This window comes from Streptomyces fradiae (assembly GCF_041270065.1).
Taxonomy (GTDB): Bacteria; Actinomycetota; Actinomycetes; order Streptomycetales; family Streptomycetaceae; genus Streptomyces.
On sequence record NZ_CP065958.1, the window covers coordinates 7,037,674 to 7,055,708 of the forward strand.

At 73.9% G+C, this 18,035-nt stretch carries 13 protein-coding genes; 6 read left to right on the forward strand and 7 right to left on the reverse strand.

What is annotated here, in order from left to right; translation table 11 throughout:
• Positions 1-74: 74 nt before the first annotated feature.
• The 3 genes from JAO84_RS32010 to JAO84_RS32020 all read left to right on the forward strand — a co-directional run bounded on the left by JAO84_RS32010 (position 75) and on the right by JAO84_RS32020 (position 3,392).
• Entirely contained in the window at positions 75-1,397 is a 1,323-nt protein-coding gene (locus JAO84_RS32010) for a family 2 encapsulin nanocompartment cargo protein terpene cyclase (protein ID WP_370415963.1), read from the forward strand.
• A gap of 40 nt (positions 1,398-1,437) precedes the next feature.
• The gene (locus tag JAO84_RS32015; RefSeq protein ID WP_370415964.1) at positions 1,438-2,316 is read left to right on the forward strand and encodes a geranyl diphosphate 2-C-methyltransferase; all 879 of its coding nucleotides are present in this window, start codon (positions 1,438-1,440) and stop codon (positions 2,314-2,316) included.
• Between the two features lie 131 nt (positions 2,317-2,447).
• A complete protein-coding gene (locus tag JAO84_RS32020) occupies positions 2,448-3,392 on the forward strand; it encodes a Ku protein (protein ID WP_370415965.1) in 945 nt (314 codons plus the stop codon).
• A gap of 27 nt (positions 3,393-3,419) precedes the next feature.
• Here JAO84_RS32020 and JAO84_RS32025 read toward each other — a convergent pair whose 3' ends face one another.
• The 4 genes from JAO84_RS32025 to JAO84_RS32040 form a co-directional block, all read right to left on the reverse strand.
• Positions 3,420-3,974 (reverse strand): hypothetical protein, encoded by a 555-nt coding sequence (locus tag JAO84_RS32025; RefSeq protein ID WP_370415966.1) that lies wholly within the window; start codon positions 3,972-3,974, stop codon positions 3,420-3,422.
• Between the two features lie 7 nt (positions 3,975-3,981).
• Positions 3,982-4,881 (reverse strand): non-homologous end-joining DNA ligase, encoded by a 900-nt coding sequence (gene ligD, locus JAO84_RS32030; RefSeq protein ID WP_370415967.1) that lies wholly within the window; start codon positions 4,879-4,881, stop codon positions 3,982-3,984.
• Entirely contained in the window at positions 4,878-5,513 is a 636-nt protein-coding gene (locus JAO84_RS32035) for a DNA polymerase ligase N-terminal domain-containing protein (RefSeq protein WP_370415968.1), read from the reverse strand. Before JAO84_RS32035 ends, ligD begins: the two co-directional genes overlap by 4 nt.
• 64 nt (positions 5,514-5,577) lie before the next feature.
• On the reverse strand, positions 5,578-8,100 hold the full coding sequence (locus tag JAO84_RS32040) for an ATP-dependent Clp protease ATP-binding subunit (protein WP_370415969.1): 2,523 nt from the start codon (positions 8,098-8,100) through the stop codon (positions 5,578-5,580).
• A 262-nt stretch (positions 8,101-8,362) separates the two neighbouring features.
• On the opposite strand from JAO84_RS32040, the gene JAO84_RS32045 reads away from it, so the two are divergent.
• Entirely contained in the window at positions 8,363-9,367 is a 1,005-nt protein-coding gene (locus tag JAO84_RS32045) for a Dyp-type peroxidase (protein ID WP_370415970.1), read from the forward strand.
• A 5-nt stretch (positions 9,368-9,372) separates the two neighbouring features.
• Complete coding sequence (locus tag JAO84_RS32050) at positions 9,373-10,197, forward strand: family 1 encapsulin nanocompartment shell protein (protein WP_370415971.1); 825 nt, start codon at positions 9,373-9,375, stop codon at positions 10,195-10,197.
• 37 nt (positions 10,198-10,234) lie between these two features.
• Here JAO84_RS32050 and JAO84_RS32055 read toward each other — a convergent pair whose 3' ends face one another.
• Positions 10,235-10,699, reverse strand: a complete 465-nt coding sequence (locus tag JAO84_RS32055) for a GreA/GreB family elongation factor (protein ID WP_370415972.1) — start codon at positions 10,697-10,699, stop codon at positions 10,235-10,237.
• Positions 10,700-10,831: 132 nt separating this feature from the next.
• Here JAO84_RS32055 and JAO84_RS32060 point away from each other — a divergent pair, with 132 nt between their 5' ends.
• Positions 10,832-11,518, forward strand: coding sequence for an HAD family hydrolase (locus JAO84_RS32060; RefSeq protein WP_370416927.1), 687 nt, complete (start codon positions 10,832-10,834; stop codon positions 11,516-11,518).
• 18 nt (positions 11,519-11,536) lie between these two features.
• Here JAO84_RS32060 and JAO84_RS32065 read toward each other — a convergent pair whose 3' ends face one another.
• Together JAO84_RS32065 and JAO84_RS32070 are read right to left on the reverse strand one after the other, a co-directional pair.
• Positions 11,537-12,640, reverse strand: coding sequence for a serine protease (locus JAO84_RS32065; RefSeq protein ID WP_370415973.1), 1,104 nt, complete (start codon positions 12,638-12,640; stop codon positions 11,537-11,539).
• Between the two features lie 53 nt (positions 12,641-12,693).
• On the reverse strand, positions 12,694-17,934 hold the full coding sequence (locus JAO84_RS32070) for a trypsin-like peptidase domain-containing protein (RefSeq protein ID WP_370415974.1): 5,241 nt from the start codon (positions 17,932-17,934) through the stop codon (positions 12,694-12,696).
• Between the last annotated feature and the right edge of the window lie 101 nt (positions 17,935-18,035).

Below are 18,035 nucleotides of genomic sequence, written 5' to 3' on the forward strand. Positions count from 1 at the left end.
GCTCGTCCGAGGGCCGCGCCCGGCCGGGCCCACCCGGGCCGGGGCGGCCCCCTCATCCCAGCAAGGAGCCACGGATGCCCGACCCCGGGCTTTCCCCGCTGCCCGGCCCGCCCTCCGCCCCCTTCCGGTCCGCCTCGGCCCCGGCCGAGGCCGCGGCGCCGGTCGACGTGACCGTCGCCCTGGCGCCGGCCGAGGCGCCCGTACCGCCCGAGTCCGCCATCGAGCGCATCCTGCGCGGGCCCAGCGGTCTGGGCACCACGGCGCTCTCCCTGGCCCGGCGTCCGGCACCGCCGGAGGCGCCGCCCGCGGCCGGAGCCGTACCGGACGCCGTGCCCGGAGCCGTACCCGAGGTGGCACCGGAGGCGGTGGCCGAGGCCGTGGCCGAGGTGCTGTCCGCGTCCGGGACCACGGCCGACCAGGGCACGCCCATCCCCGGCCTGTACTTCCACCCCATCGCCGAGCCGGACCCGGCCCGGGTGGCGGAGGTCAGCCGCCGGATCAAGGAATGGGCGGTGGACGAGGTCCAGGCGTACCCCCCGGAGTGGGAGGACCAGTTCGACGGCTTCTCCGTCGGGCGCTACATGGTCGCCTGCCACCCGGACGCGCCGACCGTCGACCACCTCATGGCCGCCACCCGTCTGATGGTCGCCGAGAACGCGGTCGACGACTGCTACTGCGAGGACCACGGCGGCTCGCCGATCGGCCTCGGCAGCCGGCTGCTGCTCGCGCACACCGCCCTCGACCCGCTGCACACCACGGCCGAGTACGCACCGGCCTGGCGCGAGTCGCTGGAGTCGGACGCGCCGCGGCGGGCCTACCGCTCGGCGATGGAGTACTTCAACCAGCTGGCCACGCCGTCCCAGTCGGACCGCTTCCGGCACGACATGGCGCGGCTGCACATGGGCTACCTCGCCGAGGCGGCCTGGGCCGAGACCGACCACGTGCCCGAGGTGTGGGAGTACCTGGCGATGCGCCAGTTCAACAACTTCCGCCCCTGCCCCACCATCACCGACACCGTCGGCGGCTACGAACTGCCGGCGGACCTGCACGCCACCCCCGCCATGCAGCGGGTCATCGCGCTCGCCGGGAACGCGACCACCATCGTCAACGACCTGTACTCCTACACCAAGGAGCTGGCCAGCCCGGGCACGCACCTCAACCTGCCCGTGGTGATCGCCGAACGCGAGGGCGTCTCCGCCAAGGAGGGCTATCTGAAGGCCGTCGAGGTCCACAACGACCTCATGCACGCCTTCGAGGCCGAGGCCGCCGCACTGGCCGCCGCCAACCCCGTGCCCACCCTGCTGCGCTTCCTGCGCGGCGTGGCCGTGTGGGTCGACGGCAACCACTACTGGCACCAGACCAACACCTACCGCTACAGCCTGCCCGACTTCTGGTAAGCACCCGCGACCCGACGTCCGGCAAGAAATGGATTTCTCTGTGACCACCGAGCTGACCCCCACCGACGCCTCCACGATCATCCCCGGCCCCGCGAACCCGTACCAGGGCGACATCGCCCGCTACTGGAACGCCGAGGCCCGGCCCGTGAACCTGCGCCTCGGTGACGTGGACGGCCTCTACCACCACCACTACGGCATCGGCGAGATCGACCATGCCTCCCTCGGCACCCCCGAGGACAGCGAGTACGAGAAGAAGCTCATCACCGAGCTGCACCGCCTGGAGTCGGCCCAGGCCGAGGTCCTCCTCGACCACCTCGGCCCGATCACCGCCGAGGACACCCTCGTCGACGCCGGCTGCGGCCGCGGCGGTTCGAGCGTGATGGCCCACCAGCGCTTCGGCTGCAAGGTCGAGGGTGTCACCCTCTCCTCCACCCAGGCCGAGTTCGGCAACAAGCGCGCCCGCGAGCTGGGCATCGACAGCCATGTGCACGCCCAGGTCTGCAACATGCTCGACACCCCGTTCGAGAAGGGCAGCATCGCCGCCTCCTGGAACAACGAGTCCAGCATGTACGTCGACCTCGACGACCTGATGGCCGAGCACTCCCGCTTCCTGCGGGTCGGCGGCCGCTACGTCACCATCACCGGCTGCTGGAACCCCAAGTACGGCCAGCCCTCCAAGTGGGTCTCCCAGATCAACGCCCACTTCGAGTGCAACATCCACTCCCGCCGCGAATACCTGCGCGCCATGGCCGACAACCGGCTGGTCCCGAACGCGGTCGTCGACCTGACCGCCGCGACCCTCCCGTACTGGGAGCTGCGCGCCACGTCCTCGCTGGTCACCGGCATCGAGGAGGCCTTCATCGAGTCGTACAAGGACGGCTCCTTCCAGTACCTCCTGATCGCCGCCGACCGCGTCTGATCCGCCGCCCCACCGGCGGAAGAGAGGCCGGGCCCGTCCAGCGGACGGGCCCGGCCGTTTTCGCGCGGGCCGGGGCGGGCAGCCGCCGGGCTGAAGGGGGTCGTCGTACGGCCGGGGCGGTGGTGAGCGAGATGGCCCGACCCGTGTGGACCGGGGTGCTGAGCTTCGGCCTGGTGAGCGTGCCCGTCGGGCTCTACACCGCCACCTCCGCGCACACCCTGCGCTTCCACCAGCTGCAGCGCGGCACCTCCGACCGGATCCGCAACCGGCGGGTGAACGAGCGGACCGGCGAGGAGGTCGAGCTCGGCGACATCGTGAAGGGCTTCGACGCGGGGGACGCGTACGTCCTCGTCGAACCCGACGAGCTCGACGAGATCGCGCCCGGCCGCTCGAAGGCGCTGGAGATCAGCGGATTCGTGGACCTGGAGGCGATCGACCCGATCTACTTCGACCGGACCTACTACCTCGGACCGAAGACCGGGGAGTACGCCAAGGTCTACGGCCTCCTGGAGCGGGCGCTCGCGAAGGCGGGCCGGGCGGGGGTGGCGACCTTCGTGATGCGCGGCCGGGAGTACCTGGTGGCGCTCAAGTCCGAGGACGGCATCCTCACCCTCCACACGCTGCACTGGGCCGACGAGATCCGGGATCCGCGCGAGGAGATCCCCGACCTGCCGACGGGACGGACGAAGGCCGGCGCCAAGGAGATGCGGATGGCCGAGCAGCTCATCGACGCGCTCGCCATGGACTGGGAGCCCGAGGAGTTCCACGACACCTACCGGGACAAGGTCGCCGACCTGATCAAGGCGAAGAAGGCGGGCGAGACCGTCGAGAAGGCCGAGCCCGCGGCCGAGGCCACCAATGTGATCGACCTGACCGAGGCCCTGCGCGCGAGCGTCGAGCGCGCCCGCGGCAAGAGGGGCAAGGGAGGCACGGGGCCGAAGGAGTCCGGGCTCACGGACCTGACCAAGGCCGAGCTGTACGAGCGGGCCGCGGCGGCCGGGATTCCCGGGCGTTCCGGCATGAAGCGCGACGAGCTGATCGAGGCCCTGGAGCAGGCCGGCGAGAGGGCCGCGTAGTGAGGGGGTCGTCTGGTGACGTGGCCCTCACGACTCCCAGGGCTTCTCCCAGAGCTTCTCCCGGTGCCCCGGTCCGTGCCCCGGTCCGTGCCCCGGTCCGGCGTCCCCGGGCACCCCGGGCATCCTCCGTTCCTCCGGATCCGGCGGCTTCCCCGGCTCCTCCCGGCCCTCGCGCCGACCCGGCTCGGGGAGCATGCCCGGGTGGCCGGACTCGTCCGGGATCAGGGGCTCCTCCGGCATGAACACCCGCAGGGCGCGCTCGGTCTGTTCCGGGTCCGGCACCGTGACGGCGATCCGGGCGAAGGGCGCCTCCGGGGCCAGGTCCATCCAGAGGGCCGGTGCCTCGGCGCGTACGGCGACGAAGTCCGTACCGGCCGGGCCGTGGCGGCGGCCCACGCAGCGGCCCGGCAGCCACAGGCCCCGGCCCGCCGTGCCGCGCAGCACCCGCCACCAGCTGGGGTCGACGCCGAGGGCGCGCAGCGCGGCGACGGGCACGCGGATCGTGCGCCGCCGTGCGGCCAGGGCCTCGCGCGGTCCGAGGCGGACCACGATCTCCGTTCCTTCCACCGTCACACGCGTCACGGCCTGCTCACCCGCCTTCGTCCAGGGCGGCGAGCCGCCGCCGGGCCGCCGCCGCGGAGTGTCCCCGTGGCGGGTTCCGCCATGCCGTGCGGTCGAGCAGCTCGTCGGCGTCCCGCAGCGTCCAGCGGCGCGCGGTCAGGCCGGGGTCGTCAAGCTCCGCCCAGTCCAGCGGCGCCGCGACCGGCGCGCCGGACCGGGCCCGTACGGCATAGGGGGCGACGGCGGTCTGGCCGTAGCCGTTGCGCTGGACGTCCAGGTAGAGGCGCTCGCCGCGGTCCTTCTTGCGGGCCGCGGTGGTGAGTTCGTCCGGGTGCCGGGCGGCGAGCAGATCGGCGACCTCGCCGGCGAAGGCCCGTACCTCGTCGAAGGTGTTCCGGCGCAGCAGCGGCACCACCACGTGCAGACCGCGCGAGCCGGTGGTCATCAGCAGGGAGGGCAGCTCGAGCTCGTCGAGCAGCGTGTGCATACGGCGGGCGGTGCGGCGCACCGCCTCGAAGTCGTCGCCCGGCGGGTCGAGGTCGAAGACCAGCCGGTCCGGGTGGTCGGGGCGGTCGGCGCGGGACAGCCAGCGGTGCGGGGTGACGCAGGCCTGGCCGGCCAGATAGACGAGGGTGGCGGCGTCCTCGCAGAGGACGTAGGTGACGGTGCCGTCCGCCTTGGGCAGCTCGGCGTGGGCGATCCAGTCGGGGAAGTGCTCGGGGAGGTCCTTCTGCATGAAGCCGGAGTCGTCGATGCCGTCGGGATGCCGCTCCAGCATCAGCGGGCGGCCGCGCAGCTGCGGCACCATGCGCCGGGCGATCCGCCGGTAGTAGGCGGCCAGATCGGCCTTGGTCAGCCCGTCGTCCGGGAACAGCACCTTCTCCGGCCGGGGCACCTCGACCCTGCGCCGGCCGGCCCGGACGGTCATGACGTGCTCCCGGCGACCTGCCGCAGGGTGCGGCCGGTACGGGCCGACCGGGCGCGGTGCGGATCGGTGCCGCCGTCGTCCGCCCGGGCCCGCCGGTCGGCGCGCTTGACCAGCAGCCACGCCTCCCGGCCGGAGCCGTCGCCGCGGATCCGGGTCAGCGCGAAGCCGCCGTGGAGTTTGCGCCCGTCCAGCCAGAAGGACGCGTGCCCGGCGTCGAGCGCCTCGGCGAACGGGACCTCCTCGCCGTGCCGGTCCTCCGACAGGTTCCGGTAGGTGCCCTCGTCCCAGACGATGACCGTGCCGGCTCCGTACTCGCCGGGCGCGATCACGCCCTCGAAGGCGCGGTACTCCAGCGGATGGTCCTCGGTCGGCATCGCGAGCCGTCTGTCCTGCGGGTCGGCCGACGGGCCCTTGGGCACGGCCCAGGACCGCAGCACCCCGTCCACCTCCAGGCGGAAGTCGAAGTGCAGCGCCGTCGCGTCGTGGATCTGGACCACGAACGAGGGAGGCTCGCCCGGAGCGGCGGCCGCGGCGTCCTCGCTCTCGCCCCGCGGCTCCTCGGTCCGGGAGAAGTCCCGCCGGCGGTGGTACTCCTTCAGCGCGTGTGCGCTCGGCCTGTGCTTGGGACTCACGGCCGCCTCCTCACGGCGTGGCATCGGCCCCCCGTCACCCGGCGGGTACCCGGGATGCCGCGACCTAGACCACGGCCTGGTCGTCGGCCGCCCGGCGGATCGTGCAGTGCAGTGAGTCGTCGAGGACGTCTGCGACGATCGTGTCGCCCGGGTCGGCCTCGCCGGAGAGCAGCAGGGTGGCGAGGCGGTTGTCGAGCTCGGTCTGGATGGTGCGGCGCAGCGGGCGGGCGCCGAACTCGGGCTGGTAGCCGTGGGCGACCAGGAGCCGCTTCGCCGCCTCGGTGACCTCGAGCCTCAACCCCTGGGCGTGGACCCGGTGTTCGCTGCGGTCCAGGAGGTGTTCGACGATCTGGGTGAGGTCCTGCTCGGTGAGGCTGTGGAAGACGATGATGTCGTCGATGCGGTTGAGGAACTCGGGCAGGAAGCGGCCCCGCAGGTCCTCCATCAGCTCGTCCTTCAGCTCCGCCGCGTCGCCCTGGTGCGCGAGGATGCGGTGTGCGCCGATGTTGGACGTCATGATGACGACACAGTGCCGGAAGTCGACCGTGCGGCCCTGACCATCCGTCAGGCGCCCGTCGTCCAGGATCTGCAGGAGGGTGTTGAAGACGTCGGGGTGCGCCTTCTCCACCTCGTCGAACAGCACCACGCTGTACGGCTGGCGGCGCACCTTCTCGGTGAGCTGGCCGGCCTCCTCGTACCCCACGTATCCGGGCGGCGCGCCGACAAGGCGGGCGACGGTGTGCTTCTCCTGGAACTCGCTCATGTCGAAACGGATCATGCGGTTCTCGTCGCCGAACAGCAACTCCGCGAGGGTCTTGGCGAGTTCGGTCTTGCCGACGCCGGTGGGGCCGAGGAAGAGGAAGGAGCCGACCGGGCGGTTCGGGTCGCCCATGCCCGCGCGGTTGCGGCGCACCGCCTCGGAGACGGCCGTGACGGCCTCGTCCTGGCCGACGATCCGGGCGTGCATCTCCTCCTCCAGCTTGAGCAGGCGTTCCTTCTCGCTGGTGGTGAGCTGGGAGACCGGGATGCCGGTGCGGCGGGACACGATGTCGGCGATGTCGGAGGCGGTCACCGACACGACGCCCTCGCGCCGCTCCTCGATCCCCGCGAGCTCGCCCTCCACCTCGGCGATCTCCTGCTTCAGCTCGGCGGCCCGCTCGAACTCCTCACCCGCCACCGCCTGGTCCTTCTCCCGACGCAGCTTCGCCAGCCGGTCCTCGCGGCTGATCACCTCGGTGGAGCGGCCCGCGCTGCGCAGCCGGACCCGGGCGCCCGCCTGGTCCATCAGGTCGATCGCCTTGTCGGGCAGGAAGCGGTCGCTGATGTAGCGGTCGGACAGCTCGGCCGCCGCCGCGAGGGCGCCGTCGGCGAACCGGACCTGGTGGTGGGCCTCGTACGCGTCGCGCAGCCCTTCGAGGATCTGCACGGTCTCCTCGACCGTCGGCTCGGGGATCAGGACCGGCTGGAAGCGGCGCTCCAGGGCCGCGTCCTTCTCGACGTGCTTGCGGTACTCGTCGATGGTGGTCGCGCCCACCACGTGCAGCTCGCCGCGGGCCAGGGCCGGCTTGAGCATGTTGCCCGCGTCCATCGAGCCCTCGCCGGTCGCGCCCGCGCCGACCACGGTGTGCAGTTCGTCGATGAAGAGGATGATCTCCCCCTCCGCCTGCTGCACGTCCTCGATGACCTTCTTCAGGCGCTCCTCGAACTGGCCGCGGTACTGCGCGCCCGCCACCATCCCCGACAGGTCGAGCGAGACCACCCGCTTGTCCTTGAGGGTGTCCGGCACCTCGCCCGCCACGATCCGCTGGGCCAGGCCCTCCACGATCGCGGTCTTGCCGACGCCCGGCTCGCCGATGAGCACCGGGTTGTTCTTGGAGCGGCGGGACAGGATCTCCACCGTCTGCTCGATCTCGTCGGCCCGCCCGACCACCGGGTCCAGCCGCCCGGCCCGCGCCTCCTCGGTGAGGTCCCGGCCGAACTCGTCCAGGGTGGTCGCCGGCTGCTTCGGCGCCGCCACCGGCGCGCTCTCCGGCCGGGACGCCTGCTCCGCCAGACCGCGCAGCTTCTGCACGTCCAGGTCCTCGGCCCGCAGGAAGCGCGTCGCGCCGGAGTCCGGGTCGCGCAGCAGCGCGCCGAGGACGTGCTCGGGACCGATGTACGAGACGCCCGCGGCCTGCGCGTACGCGTGCGCGGCGGCCAGGGTCCGCTTGGCCGCCGGGGTGAGCCCCGGCTCCGCGGACGGCTCGCCGGACTCGCGCGGCAGCACCGCGGAGATCTGCTCGGCGAGCTTGTCCGGGTTCACCCCGGCCTCGGACAGGATCCGGCGGGAGGTCTCCACCTGCGTCGCCGCCCACAGCAGGTGCTCGGTGTCGAGGTCGTCCGTGCCGTCCTCCAGCGCCCGCCGCGCCGCCCGGCTGACCAGCTCGCGCGAGGACTCGGTGAGCAGCCGTCCGATCGGCACGCGCTGGACCGCCGGGGGAGAGGAGGCCGGCGACATCCCGAAGAAGCGGTTCAGCAGGTCGCTGAAGGCCTCGGACGAACCGAAGGGATCGGACGGGCCGAAGGGGGAACCGAACGCCATCGACATCTGCTGCTCCTGAGGATCTGCTGCTCCTGAGGGGGTGGGGGCGTTCCCACTCAAACCCGGTCATCGGGACCCCGCAAGCGGGGTCGGCACGCCCCGGCGGCCGGACCGGCGGCCGGATGACCCGCACGCCCGAACCCCGGGTGCGGGGCGGTGGGGGCGTGGATACGCTGGCCGCGATCCGGTCGCCCGAAAGATCCGGGATTGCCCGGTCCGGCGGATCCTCCGGTCCGGCAGATCCTGACGAGTCTCTCCAGGGAGTCGTGTGAGCACCCCGCAGCCCGTCCTCGCCCCTCCCGCGAAAGCCGCCGTCTTCCTGGTGGCCACCGTGAACCCCGGCGGCGAGGCCGCGGTGCGCGAGGCCCTCGACGGGCTGGCCGGACTCGTCCGCTCCGTCTCCTTCCGCGCCCCCGAGGACGGGCTCACCGGCATCGTCGGCATCGGCGCCACCGTCTGGCCCCGGCTCTTCGACGCGCCGCCGCCGGCCGGCCTGCACCCCTTCCGGGAGCTGCGCGGCCCCCGCCACCACGCCCCCAGCACCCCCGGCGACCTGCTGCTTCACGTACGCGCGGTGCGCATGGACCTCTGCTTCGAGCTGACCCGCCTCGTCGCGGCGAGCCTCGGCGACGCCGTCACCGTCGTCGACGAGGTGCACGGCTTCCGCTACTTCGACGAGCGCGACCTGCTCGGCTTCGTCGACGGCAGCGAGAACCCGCAGGGCCGGGCGGCGGCCGAGGCCGTCCACGTGGGCGACGAGGACCCCGGGTACGAGGGCGGCGCCTATGTCACCGTCCAGAAGTACGTGCACGACATGACGGCCTGGGACGCCCTCCCCGTCGAGGAGCAGGAACGGATCATCGGCCGCACCAAGGACGCCAACGTCGAACTCGCCGACGACGTCAAGCCCGCCGACTCGCACGTGGCGGTCAACACGATCGTCGACGCCGACGGCACCGAGCAGCAGATCCTGCGCGACAACATGCCCTTCGGCAGCATCGGGAGCGGCGAGTTCGGCACCTACTTCATCGGCTACTCCCGCACCCCCGAGGTGACCGAGCGGATGCTCGACCGGATGTTCCTCGGCGAGCCGCCCGGCGCCACCGACCGCATCCTCGACTTCTCCACGGCCGTCACCGGCTGCCTCTTCTTCGTCCCGAGCGCCGACTTCCTCGACGACCTGCCCGACCCGCCGCACCTCGCCGCCGCCACGGCCGGCCCGCCGGTCGTACCCGCCGGTTCGCTCGGCATCGGCAGCCTGAAAGGAGCCTGACCGTCATGACGCCTCCCGGCGACCCCGCAGCCCTCAACAACCTGCACCGCGAACTCGCCCCGGTCACCGCCGCCGCCTGGGAACAGATCGAGGAGGAGGCCCGGCGCACCTTCCGCCGCCATGTCGCCGGCCGCCGCGTCGTCGACGTGCCCGACCCGGCCGGGCCCGGGCTCGCCGCCGTCGGCACCGGCCACCTCGCCGGCATCGACGCGCCCGCCCCCGGCGTCACCGCCCGGCTGCGCGAGGCCAAGCCGCTGGTCGAACTGCGCGTGCCGTTCACCGTCAGCCGCGAGGCCGTCGACGACGTGGAGCGCGGCGCGAACGACTCCGACTGGCAGCCCGTGAAGGACGCCGCCCGGGCCATGGCCTTCGCCGAGGACCGGGCCGTCTTCGACGGCTACCCGGCCGCCGGCATCGACGGACTGCGCGAACGCAGCTCCAACCCGGTCCTCGGGCTGCCCACCGAACCCCGCGACTACCCCGACGCCGTCAGCCGGGCCCTCACCGCGCTCCGGCTCGCCGGCGTCGACGGCCCCTACGCGCTGCTGCTCGGCGCCGACGACTACCGGGCCGTCAGCGAGACCTCCGACCACGGCTACCCGATCGCCGCCCACCTCGCCCGGATGCTGGACGCCCCGCCGATCTGGGCCCCCGCCGTCACCGGCGCCTTCGTCCTGTCCCTGCGCGGCGGCGACTTCGAACTGCGCCTCGGCCAGGACCTGGCCATCGGCTACACCGCCCACGACGCCGACAGCGTCGAGCTGTACTTCCAGGAGACCTTCGCGTTCCTCGCGTACACCGACGAGGCCGTCGTCGTCCTCGAACACTGAGGCGGAGCGCGGGGCGCCGGACGGGGCCGGGCCGGGCTCAGGCGTCCACGGAGACGACGACCGCGTTCATCGGGCCGCCGGGCGTGCGGTACGTGACGGTGTCGCCGGCCCGCCGGCCGAGCAGCGCGGAGCCGAGCGGGCTGTCCGAGGTCACCAGGGCCGGGTCGTCGGCGTCCGCCAGCTCACCGACGTGCACCGTCGACTCGCCGCCGTCCTCGAAACGCACGGTGACGGTGGAGCCCACCCCGACCGCATCCGTGGACGGCGCTCCGGCGCCGGCGGCGCCGCGCACCCGCTCCTCGATCCGGGCGATGCGCTCGTCGAGCCGGGCGACCTCGTCGGCGCGCTGCAGCTCGTCCGCCTCGTCGGCCCGGTCGCCGACCGCGTCGTCCTCGCCCCTCAGGGTGACGGCCACCGCGGCACGCTCGGTGCGCAGCTCGGCCAGTTCCCGCCGGAGCGCCCGGAGGGCGTCGGCGCTGATCGGCTGGGGACCGTCGGTCATGGCTGCTCCCGTCGAAGGGGTGGGGGAGGTGAGGTCGTCTCCATTACCGCACCGCCCGCCACACCCGGCAATCCGGACGCGCCCCCGCCCCCGGCGGCGGCGTTCTACGATCGAGGGGTGATCAAAGGCGTCATGTTCGACTTCTCCGGCACCCTGCTGTGCGTCGAGTCCATCGCCCACTGGCTGGACGCCGTCCTCGCCGAGACCGAGGTCGGACTGTCCGGCGACGAGTTCGCCCACACCGTGGAGCGGCTCACCTACCACGGCGCCATGCCCGGCGGGCCGAACCCGCAGCGGGTGCCGGCCCGGCTGGAGCGGCTCTGGGCGGAGCGGGACCTCGACGCCGAACGGCACCACGCCGCGTACACCGCGCTCATCCGCGAGGCCGGCGTCACCGACCCGGTCCTCGTCGACGCCCTCTACGCACGGCACATGACGCCCGAGGCCTGGCACCCCTACCCCGACACCGCCCGCACTCTCGGCGAGCTCAGCCGCGGCGGCGTGTCCGTCGCCGTGGTCAGCAACATCGGCTGGGACTTGCGGCCGGTGTTCCGCGCCCACGGGCTCGACCGGTGGGTCGACGTCTACGCCCTCTCCTTCGAGGTCGGCGTCCAGAAGCCGGACCCCGGGATCTTCCGCTTCGCCTGCGAACGGCTCGGCCTCGCCCCCGCCGAGACCCTGATGGTCGGCGACGACCGGCGCGCCGACGGCGGCGCCGAGGCGCTCGGCGCCCGGGTGCACTTCGTCGACCACCTCCCGGTCGACCAGCGCCCGCACGGGCTGCTCCCGGTCTTCGGCCTGCTCAGCGACACCGCCTGAGGCGGCTCAGACGCCCGCTCACACCCAGTTGACCTCGGCCTTCGCGAGCAGCGGATCGTCCTCCAGCTCCCACAGCGGCACCGCCACGTTCCCGGTCCGGTACCGCCCGCCGTAGTGCAGACCCAGGACCCGGTGGTCGGTGAGGTCGAAGACCGGGGAACCGCTGTTGCCGCCCAGGGTGGAGCAGTCGTGCCCCATCACCAGACCGCCGGGCGTGAACTCGGTCGCCATGCCCGGCTGCAGCCGCTTCACGTTGTAGACGTCCATGAAGATCCGCCGCATCGACTCCGGCTCGTTGCGCCGCCCGTCCCAGGCCGGATAGCCGATCACGTACACCGGCCGGCCCGGCACGCTCGCCGGCGCGTCCGCCGCGACCGCCAGCGGGGTCGGCAGCGGCTCGCCGTCCGGCGGGGCGATCCGCAGCAGGGCCAGGTCCACGTCCGGGTGGATGCCGATCACCCCGGTGATCTCGTACGGCAGCGGGCCGGCGGCCGGCACCGGCCCGGGCGCCTGGTGCGCGGGCAGCTCCTCGCCCGGGTCGACCCGCGCCGTCATGCCCTGCTGGAAGCTCCAGCCCGCGCCCTCGGCCCGGCTGAACTCGGCGGCCACGTGCCGATTGGTCATCACCGCCTCCGGACCGACGAGGAAGGCCGTGCCGATCCAGTCCAGGTTCGGATGCCCGGTGACCTCCACCCGCCCCACCCGGGCGATCGACTCACGGATCGCGGTCCGGGACGCGTCGAGCACCGACCAGTCGCCCGGCTGCGGCGGGAAGTCCTGCCCCTGCACCAGGATCGCGGGCCGGCCCTCCAGGAGGACGATCGCCTCCACCCCGAAGTACTCGTCCTCGTCGATCTCGTCCGCCCGGTCCGCGGCCAGCTTCTCCAGACCGGTGACGCCGGCCTCCAGGACCCGGGCCCGCTCCTCCTGGGCGAAGCGCCCGATCTCGGCGGCCGGGGCGACGCCCGGCGGCAGCTCCTGCGCGGACTCCTGGATCTCCAGCTCGGCCTCGAGCCGGCTCCGTACCCGAGCCGCCACCGCGCCGAGATCGCCGAAGACCTGCTCGGGGCCGGTCGCCACCGGTGACCCGGTGTGCGAGCCGCTGCGTGATCCGTAACCCATCTCCCGTCACCTCCGCCCGCCGCCCGCGGGCGGCTCCGTCGTCTCCCGGCGGCTCAGTCCTCCTCCGGCGGCAGCGCCGCCTGCGCCGCCATGATCTCCTCGTACAACTCCCGCCGGTTGTCCCGCAGATGGGCCAGGATCCGGCTCAGCTGGGTGCCGACGTTCACCACCGTCGTGCTGCGGCCCTGGTACTCGACGCCGCTGACCCGGCGGGCCCCGCGGTGCAGCGCGACGACCGTCCAGCGGTCGGTGAACACCGGCGAGCCGGAGGAGCCGCCCTGGGTGTCGGTGAAGTAGGCCAGGCTGTCCTCGTTCACCTGGTAGACCAGGTTGTTGCGCAGCGCGACCCGCTTCGGCATGCCCTTGGGGTGCTGGATGATGTTGACCGCCTGGGTGTCGCCGGCCCGACTCTCGTACGGCTCGGTCGCCACCCGCAGCACCTGCCGCTCCGGCTGAGCCTCCGTCAGACGCAGGACGGCGTAGTCCAGTTCGGCGTCCCAGGCGACCAGGGCGGCGGCCGTCGCCTCCTCCGTCTCGGCCTGGTCCGCGCCGTAGTCGAAGCGCGAGCGGGAGTTGCGCACCTGGAGCTGGAGGTCGTCCTCGGCGGCCTGCGCGCGGCCGCCGCCGATGCCGTTGCGGGCGTTCACCACATGGTGGTTGGTGACCAGGAGCCCGGGCGCGATCAGCCAGCCCGTGCCGACGTGCGGGTACGCGGGGTGCAGCGGCCGGCCCGCCTCGTACGGCGGCACCGTGACCCGGGCGACCGCGCCGCCCGCGAGGAAGCCCTCGTGCAGGAACTCGAAGGGCACCATGTCGTCGCGGACGACGATCTCCTCCAGGGAGTCGACCGACAGGAACTCCGCCGGGAGCTCGGGCTCGCCCGCCGCGTCCCGCACCACATGGTCCAGGGCCGCCTGGAACACGGCGACCGCCGCCGGGTCGGCGGCGAGCCGGATCGCGTTGCGCAGCCACAGCTCCAGCGGCACCTCGCCCTCCATCAGCCGCTCCACCCGGTTCATCGTCCGCAGGTCGGACTGGATCTGCTTGAAGGGGGTGGGCTGCGGCAGCAGCGCCATCCAGAAGTGGTCCTTGATCCCCGCGAACAGCCGCCCGCGCATCGCCCGGTCGGCGAGCCCCGCCTCCATCGCCGCGTTCTCCACGCCGAGCAGCGCGTCCGAGTCGAGGTACGGCTCCTTGCGCCAGGCCGCCTCCGCCTGGTCCGGCGGCGGGGTGAGCCCCACGAGCTCCGTGCCGCCCGGCACCGGCCCGTAGCCCGGGCCCGCGAGCGCCGAGCCCGCGTCCACGGCCTCCGCCACCCCGAGCAGCAGATCCCCGCTGCGGTCGCTCAGCGTCAGCGCCCGCCAGGCCAGGCTGTCCAGGGTGCCGTGCCGGCGGGCCTCGCGCAGCGCCTCCTCGACCTGGTCCGGCGGCATCGGCGCACCGCCCTGACCACCGGCGAGCGGCTCCGCCGAGGCCGAACGGGCGCCCGCCGCGGCCGAGTCCAGGATCCTGGCCAGCGGCTCGCGCAGCTGCGGCTCGTCCGCCATCGCCGTCTCGAACCGGCGGGCAAGGGCCGCCACCACCGCCTCGTCGTCCTCCGGCAGGCCCACGAGCCGCAGCGTGCGGGCCAGGGCCGGCGGGTCCACCCGGCAGGCCGACACGGCCGCCGCCCGGGCCAGTGCCGGCTGCCGGGCCAGATCCTCGTCGGGCAGCCCGCGCAGCCGCCGGGCGAGCCGCGCGTCGGTGTCGCCGGAGTCCGCGTCGGCGGCCGCCGCGAGCCGCGAGCGGGCCACCAGGACGCCGATCGACTCGTACGGAAGCCCGAGGCCGGCCGCCACGCCCTCCGCCTCCTGCAGATCGCGGTCCGCGTCCGCGAAGTCGCCCGCGTCCTGCGCGAGCCGCGCCGACAGCTGCAGCAGTTCGAGCCGGGTCTCCGCGCAGCCCGCCTCCGCCGCCCGGTCCACCGCCCGCTCCGCCGTCTCCCGGGCGTCCGCCGTCCGCCCCGACCGGGCCAGGGTCTCCACCAGGAGCGCGTGCAGCCGGCTGCACGGCGTCCACGGCTGCCGCTCGGCGAGCCGGCGGGCCGCGGCCTCCACGTACCCCTGGGTCAGCAGGTCCTCGACCTCGCGCGCCGCGATCCGCTCCCAGTCCTCCTGCTCGGCCCCGGCCATCACCTGGTCGGGCACGTGCCCGCCGATCCGGCCGAGCAGGAAGGCCGCCGAGCGCGGCGCCATGTCCCGGTCCGCGCCCACCAGGTGTGCCTCCACACCGGAGCGCCAACGCGCCTCCACCGTACGGGGGTTCTCGCCGAGCCGCAGCCGGTGGTAGATCTCCTCGGCCCGGTCGCGGACCGTGTCGCGGGCCGCGTAGTACGCCACCGCCCGGGTGTCCACGGCCCGCATCAGATCCGTCCGGGCGCCGTCGGAGAGCCGCAACATGATGGACCGCAGGTCCGGCCGGTGCCGGATGGTCAGCGGCCCCGCCGACTCCATCAGGTCGAGCCGCGAGGTGAGGAGACCGAAGAACCGGCCCGCCTCCGCCGTCGACGGCACCGCCACCCCGGCGGGCCCCGCGAGCACCTCCCGCACCAGGTCCGGCGTGATCACCCGCAGCGCAAGGCCCGCCTGCACCAGGGCCCGTACGTCCGGATCGGCGATGTGCTTGAGCAGCCGGTCGTACAGCGTGCCCTGGATCAGCATCTGGTCCACGCTGGTGTGCAGCCTGCGGCGCGCCGTCAGACCACTGAGCAGCTCGCCGAGGGACTCCGTGTCCGCGCCGAGCGACAGCGCGGTGCGCGCCGCGAGCCGCAGGCTCAGCGGATGCCCGCCGACCCGCGCGTACAGACCGCGCGCCACCGACTCGTCGTCGATCCCCGCGGACATCAGCAGATCGACCGACGCCTGCTCGTCCAGCTCCGTCAGCTCCATGTCACGCGGTACGACGACCCGCGCCGGGTGGTCGATCGGCGCCCGCCCCGCGACCACGAACCGCAGCCGCGGATACGCCGCTCGCAGCGCCGTCCACACCGCCCACATCCTTGAGATGAGCGGCGAGCCCCGGTACTGCGCCTCCTCGAACGAGTCGACCGCGATGAGCAGCGGCGGCTCCATCGCGCCCGGCGGCACCGCGACCGCCTTCGCGACCAGGCTCGCCAGCTCGCGCGCCAGATCCTGCTCACGGGCGCTGGCCCGGGCGTGGAAGCCGGCCGAGTAGTCGCGCCCGTAGGTGGCGCGGGTCGCCGAGAGCTGCGACAGCTCGTCGAGCCGGCTGCGCTCGCCGCGCTGCACACCCGCGGTCCGCCCGCAGCGCTCGGTGAGCGAGTCGAAGGCCTCCCGGTGCTCCGGGTACTGGATGCCCAGCTGCCGCGCCGACTCGGCGATGACCGTGGCCGGTTCGTGGATCGAGAGGGTGGGCCGCTCGAAGTCGATGCAGGCGAACGGGAATCCGTCCGGCGCGGCCTCCTTCAGGGCGTCCAGGAGGAAGCGGGCGAGCAGCGTGCTCTTCCCGATCCCGCCGATGCCGTGCAGCAGCACGGGCGGCTCGGCCGGCTCGGTCGGCAGCGCCAAGTAGGCCCGCAGCGCGTCGAGTTCACGGGTCCGGCCGTGGAACGTGTCCCGTACGAGCAGCCGCAGCGGCTGCAGCAGCCGGGCCCGCTCAAGGCGCCGCTGCACCTCCTCGACGGAGGGCAGCAGACCGCCGGTCCCCGGCACCTGCCCCAGCCACAGCACCGCCTGGAGCAGGTCGGACAACTGCTCCACGTCCGCGTCGGGGGGTACGGCAGCGGGCGCGCCGGACAGCAGGGCGAGGGCCGCCCGGGCGACCCCCGGTTCCGCATCGGGGCCGGGCGCGTTCGCCGCGAGGGCCCGCCGGGCGGCTTCCGGGCCGGCGAGGCCGCGGAGGGCCTCCGTACGCACCTCGGGGGTCAGGGTCCAGCGGACGGAGCGCTGGGGGGCCGCCGAGGCCGTGCAGTCGTCGACGAGTTCGAGCGCCGCGCGGCCGCCCGCCTCGCGTTCGCCCGGGAGCCGGAGCTCCGCCGGGTCGAAGGACTCCAGGAGGCAGGCCGCCTCGCGGTAGGCGCGCCGGAGTTCGGGCAGTGCGGTGACCACCGGGGCGGCGGGGGAGCGGAGGCCGGTGCGCAGCTGAGCGAGGTAGTCCTCGCCAGGGGCGAGGGCGAGCCGGATCCGTACCGCCTCCTCGGTCGCCGTGCACAGTCGCCGCATCGGGCTGTCCCCGGGGCCGGTCCCGGGACCGGCCGCCTCGGCCGCCCGCAGCACCTCGTCGGCGGCGTCGGTCACGAGCCCGGGAGACGGCGGGCCCCCGGCCTCGCGGAGGAACTTCCCGAAGAAGTCCCGGAGTTCGTCCGGGCCGGCCGGGACCGCCGTGTCCCGGCACTCGTTGTTCCTGATGTCGTACGGGAGTTGGTGCAGCGTCGTCTCGTAGCCGAGCAGCACGAGCCGCGGCACCGTCTCCTTCCGCACCGGCGTGTGCTCGTAGATCGCCAGCGCGAGCTTGCCGATGCAGTCGTAGACGTCGGAGTTCGGGTCGAGCGCGTCGCACTCGTCGAGCACCAGCCAGAAGCGGTCCTCGGCGGCCGTCGCCCGGCTCACGATCCGGTGCACGGCGTCGTCGATCGACGGCAGTGGATCGTTCAACCGTGTCGGATTCAACGGGAATCCGTCCGCCTCCGGGCCCGCCACGAACTCCCAGAGCCGCGCCACCAGCCGCTCCGCCGTCGAGGTCCGCGCCAGGGTGACCCGTACCGGACGGAACCCGCGGTGCTGCCCCAGGTGCCGGATCAGCCGGTAGGTGTACGAGCGCCCGCTGTCCGGCTCGCCGTCCACCACCAGGACCGTCTGCTCCGGGTCCGCCACGAAGCGGCGCAGCGTCTCGCGCAGCTCCGCGCGCCCCAGGAAGACCTCGGTGCCGTGCCGCAGGACCACCGCCTCGAAGGGGTCGGCCGCCGCGTCCCGGGCGGCCTCCTCGTCCTCCCGCAGCCGCCCGAGCAGCGCCCGTACCTCCATGCCCCGCCCCACCGCGTCGGCGGCGTCGAGCCGGTCCAGGGCGTCCAGGCGGGCCAGCGCGTCGAGCAGCCGCCGCTGCTGGGCCACGTCCCGGCGGGCGGCGCCGACGATCAGCCGCGCGTTGGCGTCGCGGTCCGGGGTGAGCGGCAGACTCGTGACGAAGTCCGTGGTCAGCGAGGTGCCGAGGAGCCTGGTCCGGGGATCCGGATCGTCCAGGAGATGGTCCCGCACCCAGCTGGTGACGAGGCCCCACTCCGTCTCGGTGAGCGGCATGACGCACCTGCCCGGGCGTCCCTGCGCCGTTGGGGAAGCCCTGCTCGCTGCTGTCATCGTCCCGCCGCGCGCGGACCCCCGCAATCGCTGCCGGACCGCGA

Coding starts and splice junctions, on each gene's coding strand:
- JAO84_RS32010 (WP_370415963.1), top strand. CDS start 75: ATGCCCGACCCCGGGCTTTCCCCGCTGCCCGGCCCGCCCTCCGCCCCC.
- JAO84_RS32020 (WP_370415965.1), top strand. CDS start 2,448: ATGGCCCGACCCGTGTGGACCGGGGTGCTGAGCTTCGGCCTGGTGAGC.
- ligD (WP_370415967.1), bottom strand. CDS start 4,881: ATGACCGTCCGGGCCGGCCGGCGCAGGGTCGAGGTGCCCCGGCCGGAG.
- JAO84_RS32040 (WP_370415969.1), bottom strand. CDS start 8,100: ATGTCGATGGCGTTCGGTTCCCCCTTCGGCCCGTCCGATCCCTTCGGT.
- JAO84_RS32050 (WP_370415971.1), top strand. CDS start 9,373: ATGACGCCTCCCGGCGACCCCGCAGCCCTCAACAACCTGCACCGCGAA.
- JAO84_RS32055 (WP_370415972.1), bottom strand. CDS start 10,699: ATGACCGACGGTCCCCAGCCGATCAGCGCCGACGCCCTCCGGGCGCTC.
- JAO84_RS32060 (WP_370416927.1), top strand. CDS start 10,832: ATGTTCGACTTCTCCGGCACCCTGCTGTGCGTCGAGTCCATCGCCCAC.
- JAO84_RS32065 (WP_370415973.1), bottom strand. CDS start 12,640: ATGGGTTACGGATCACGCAGCGGCTCGCACACCGGGTCACCGGTGGCG.
- JAO84_RS32070 (WP_370415974.1), bottom strand. CDS start 17,934: ATGCCGCTCACCGAGACGGAGTGGGGCCTCGTCACCAGCTGGGTGCGG.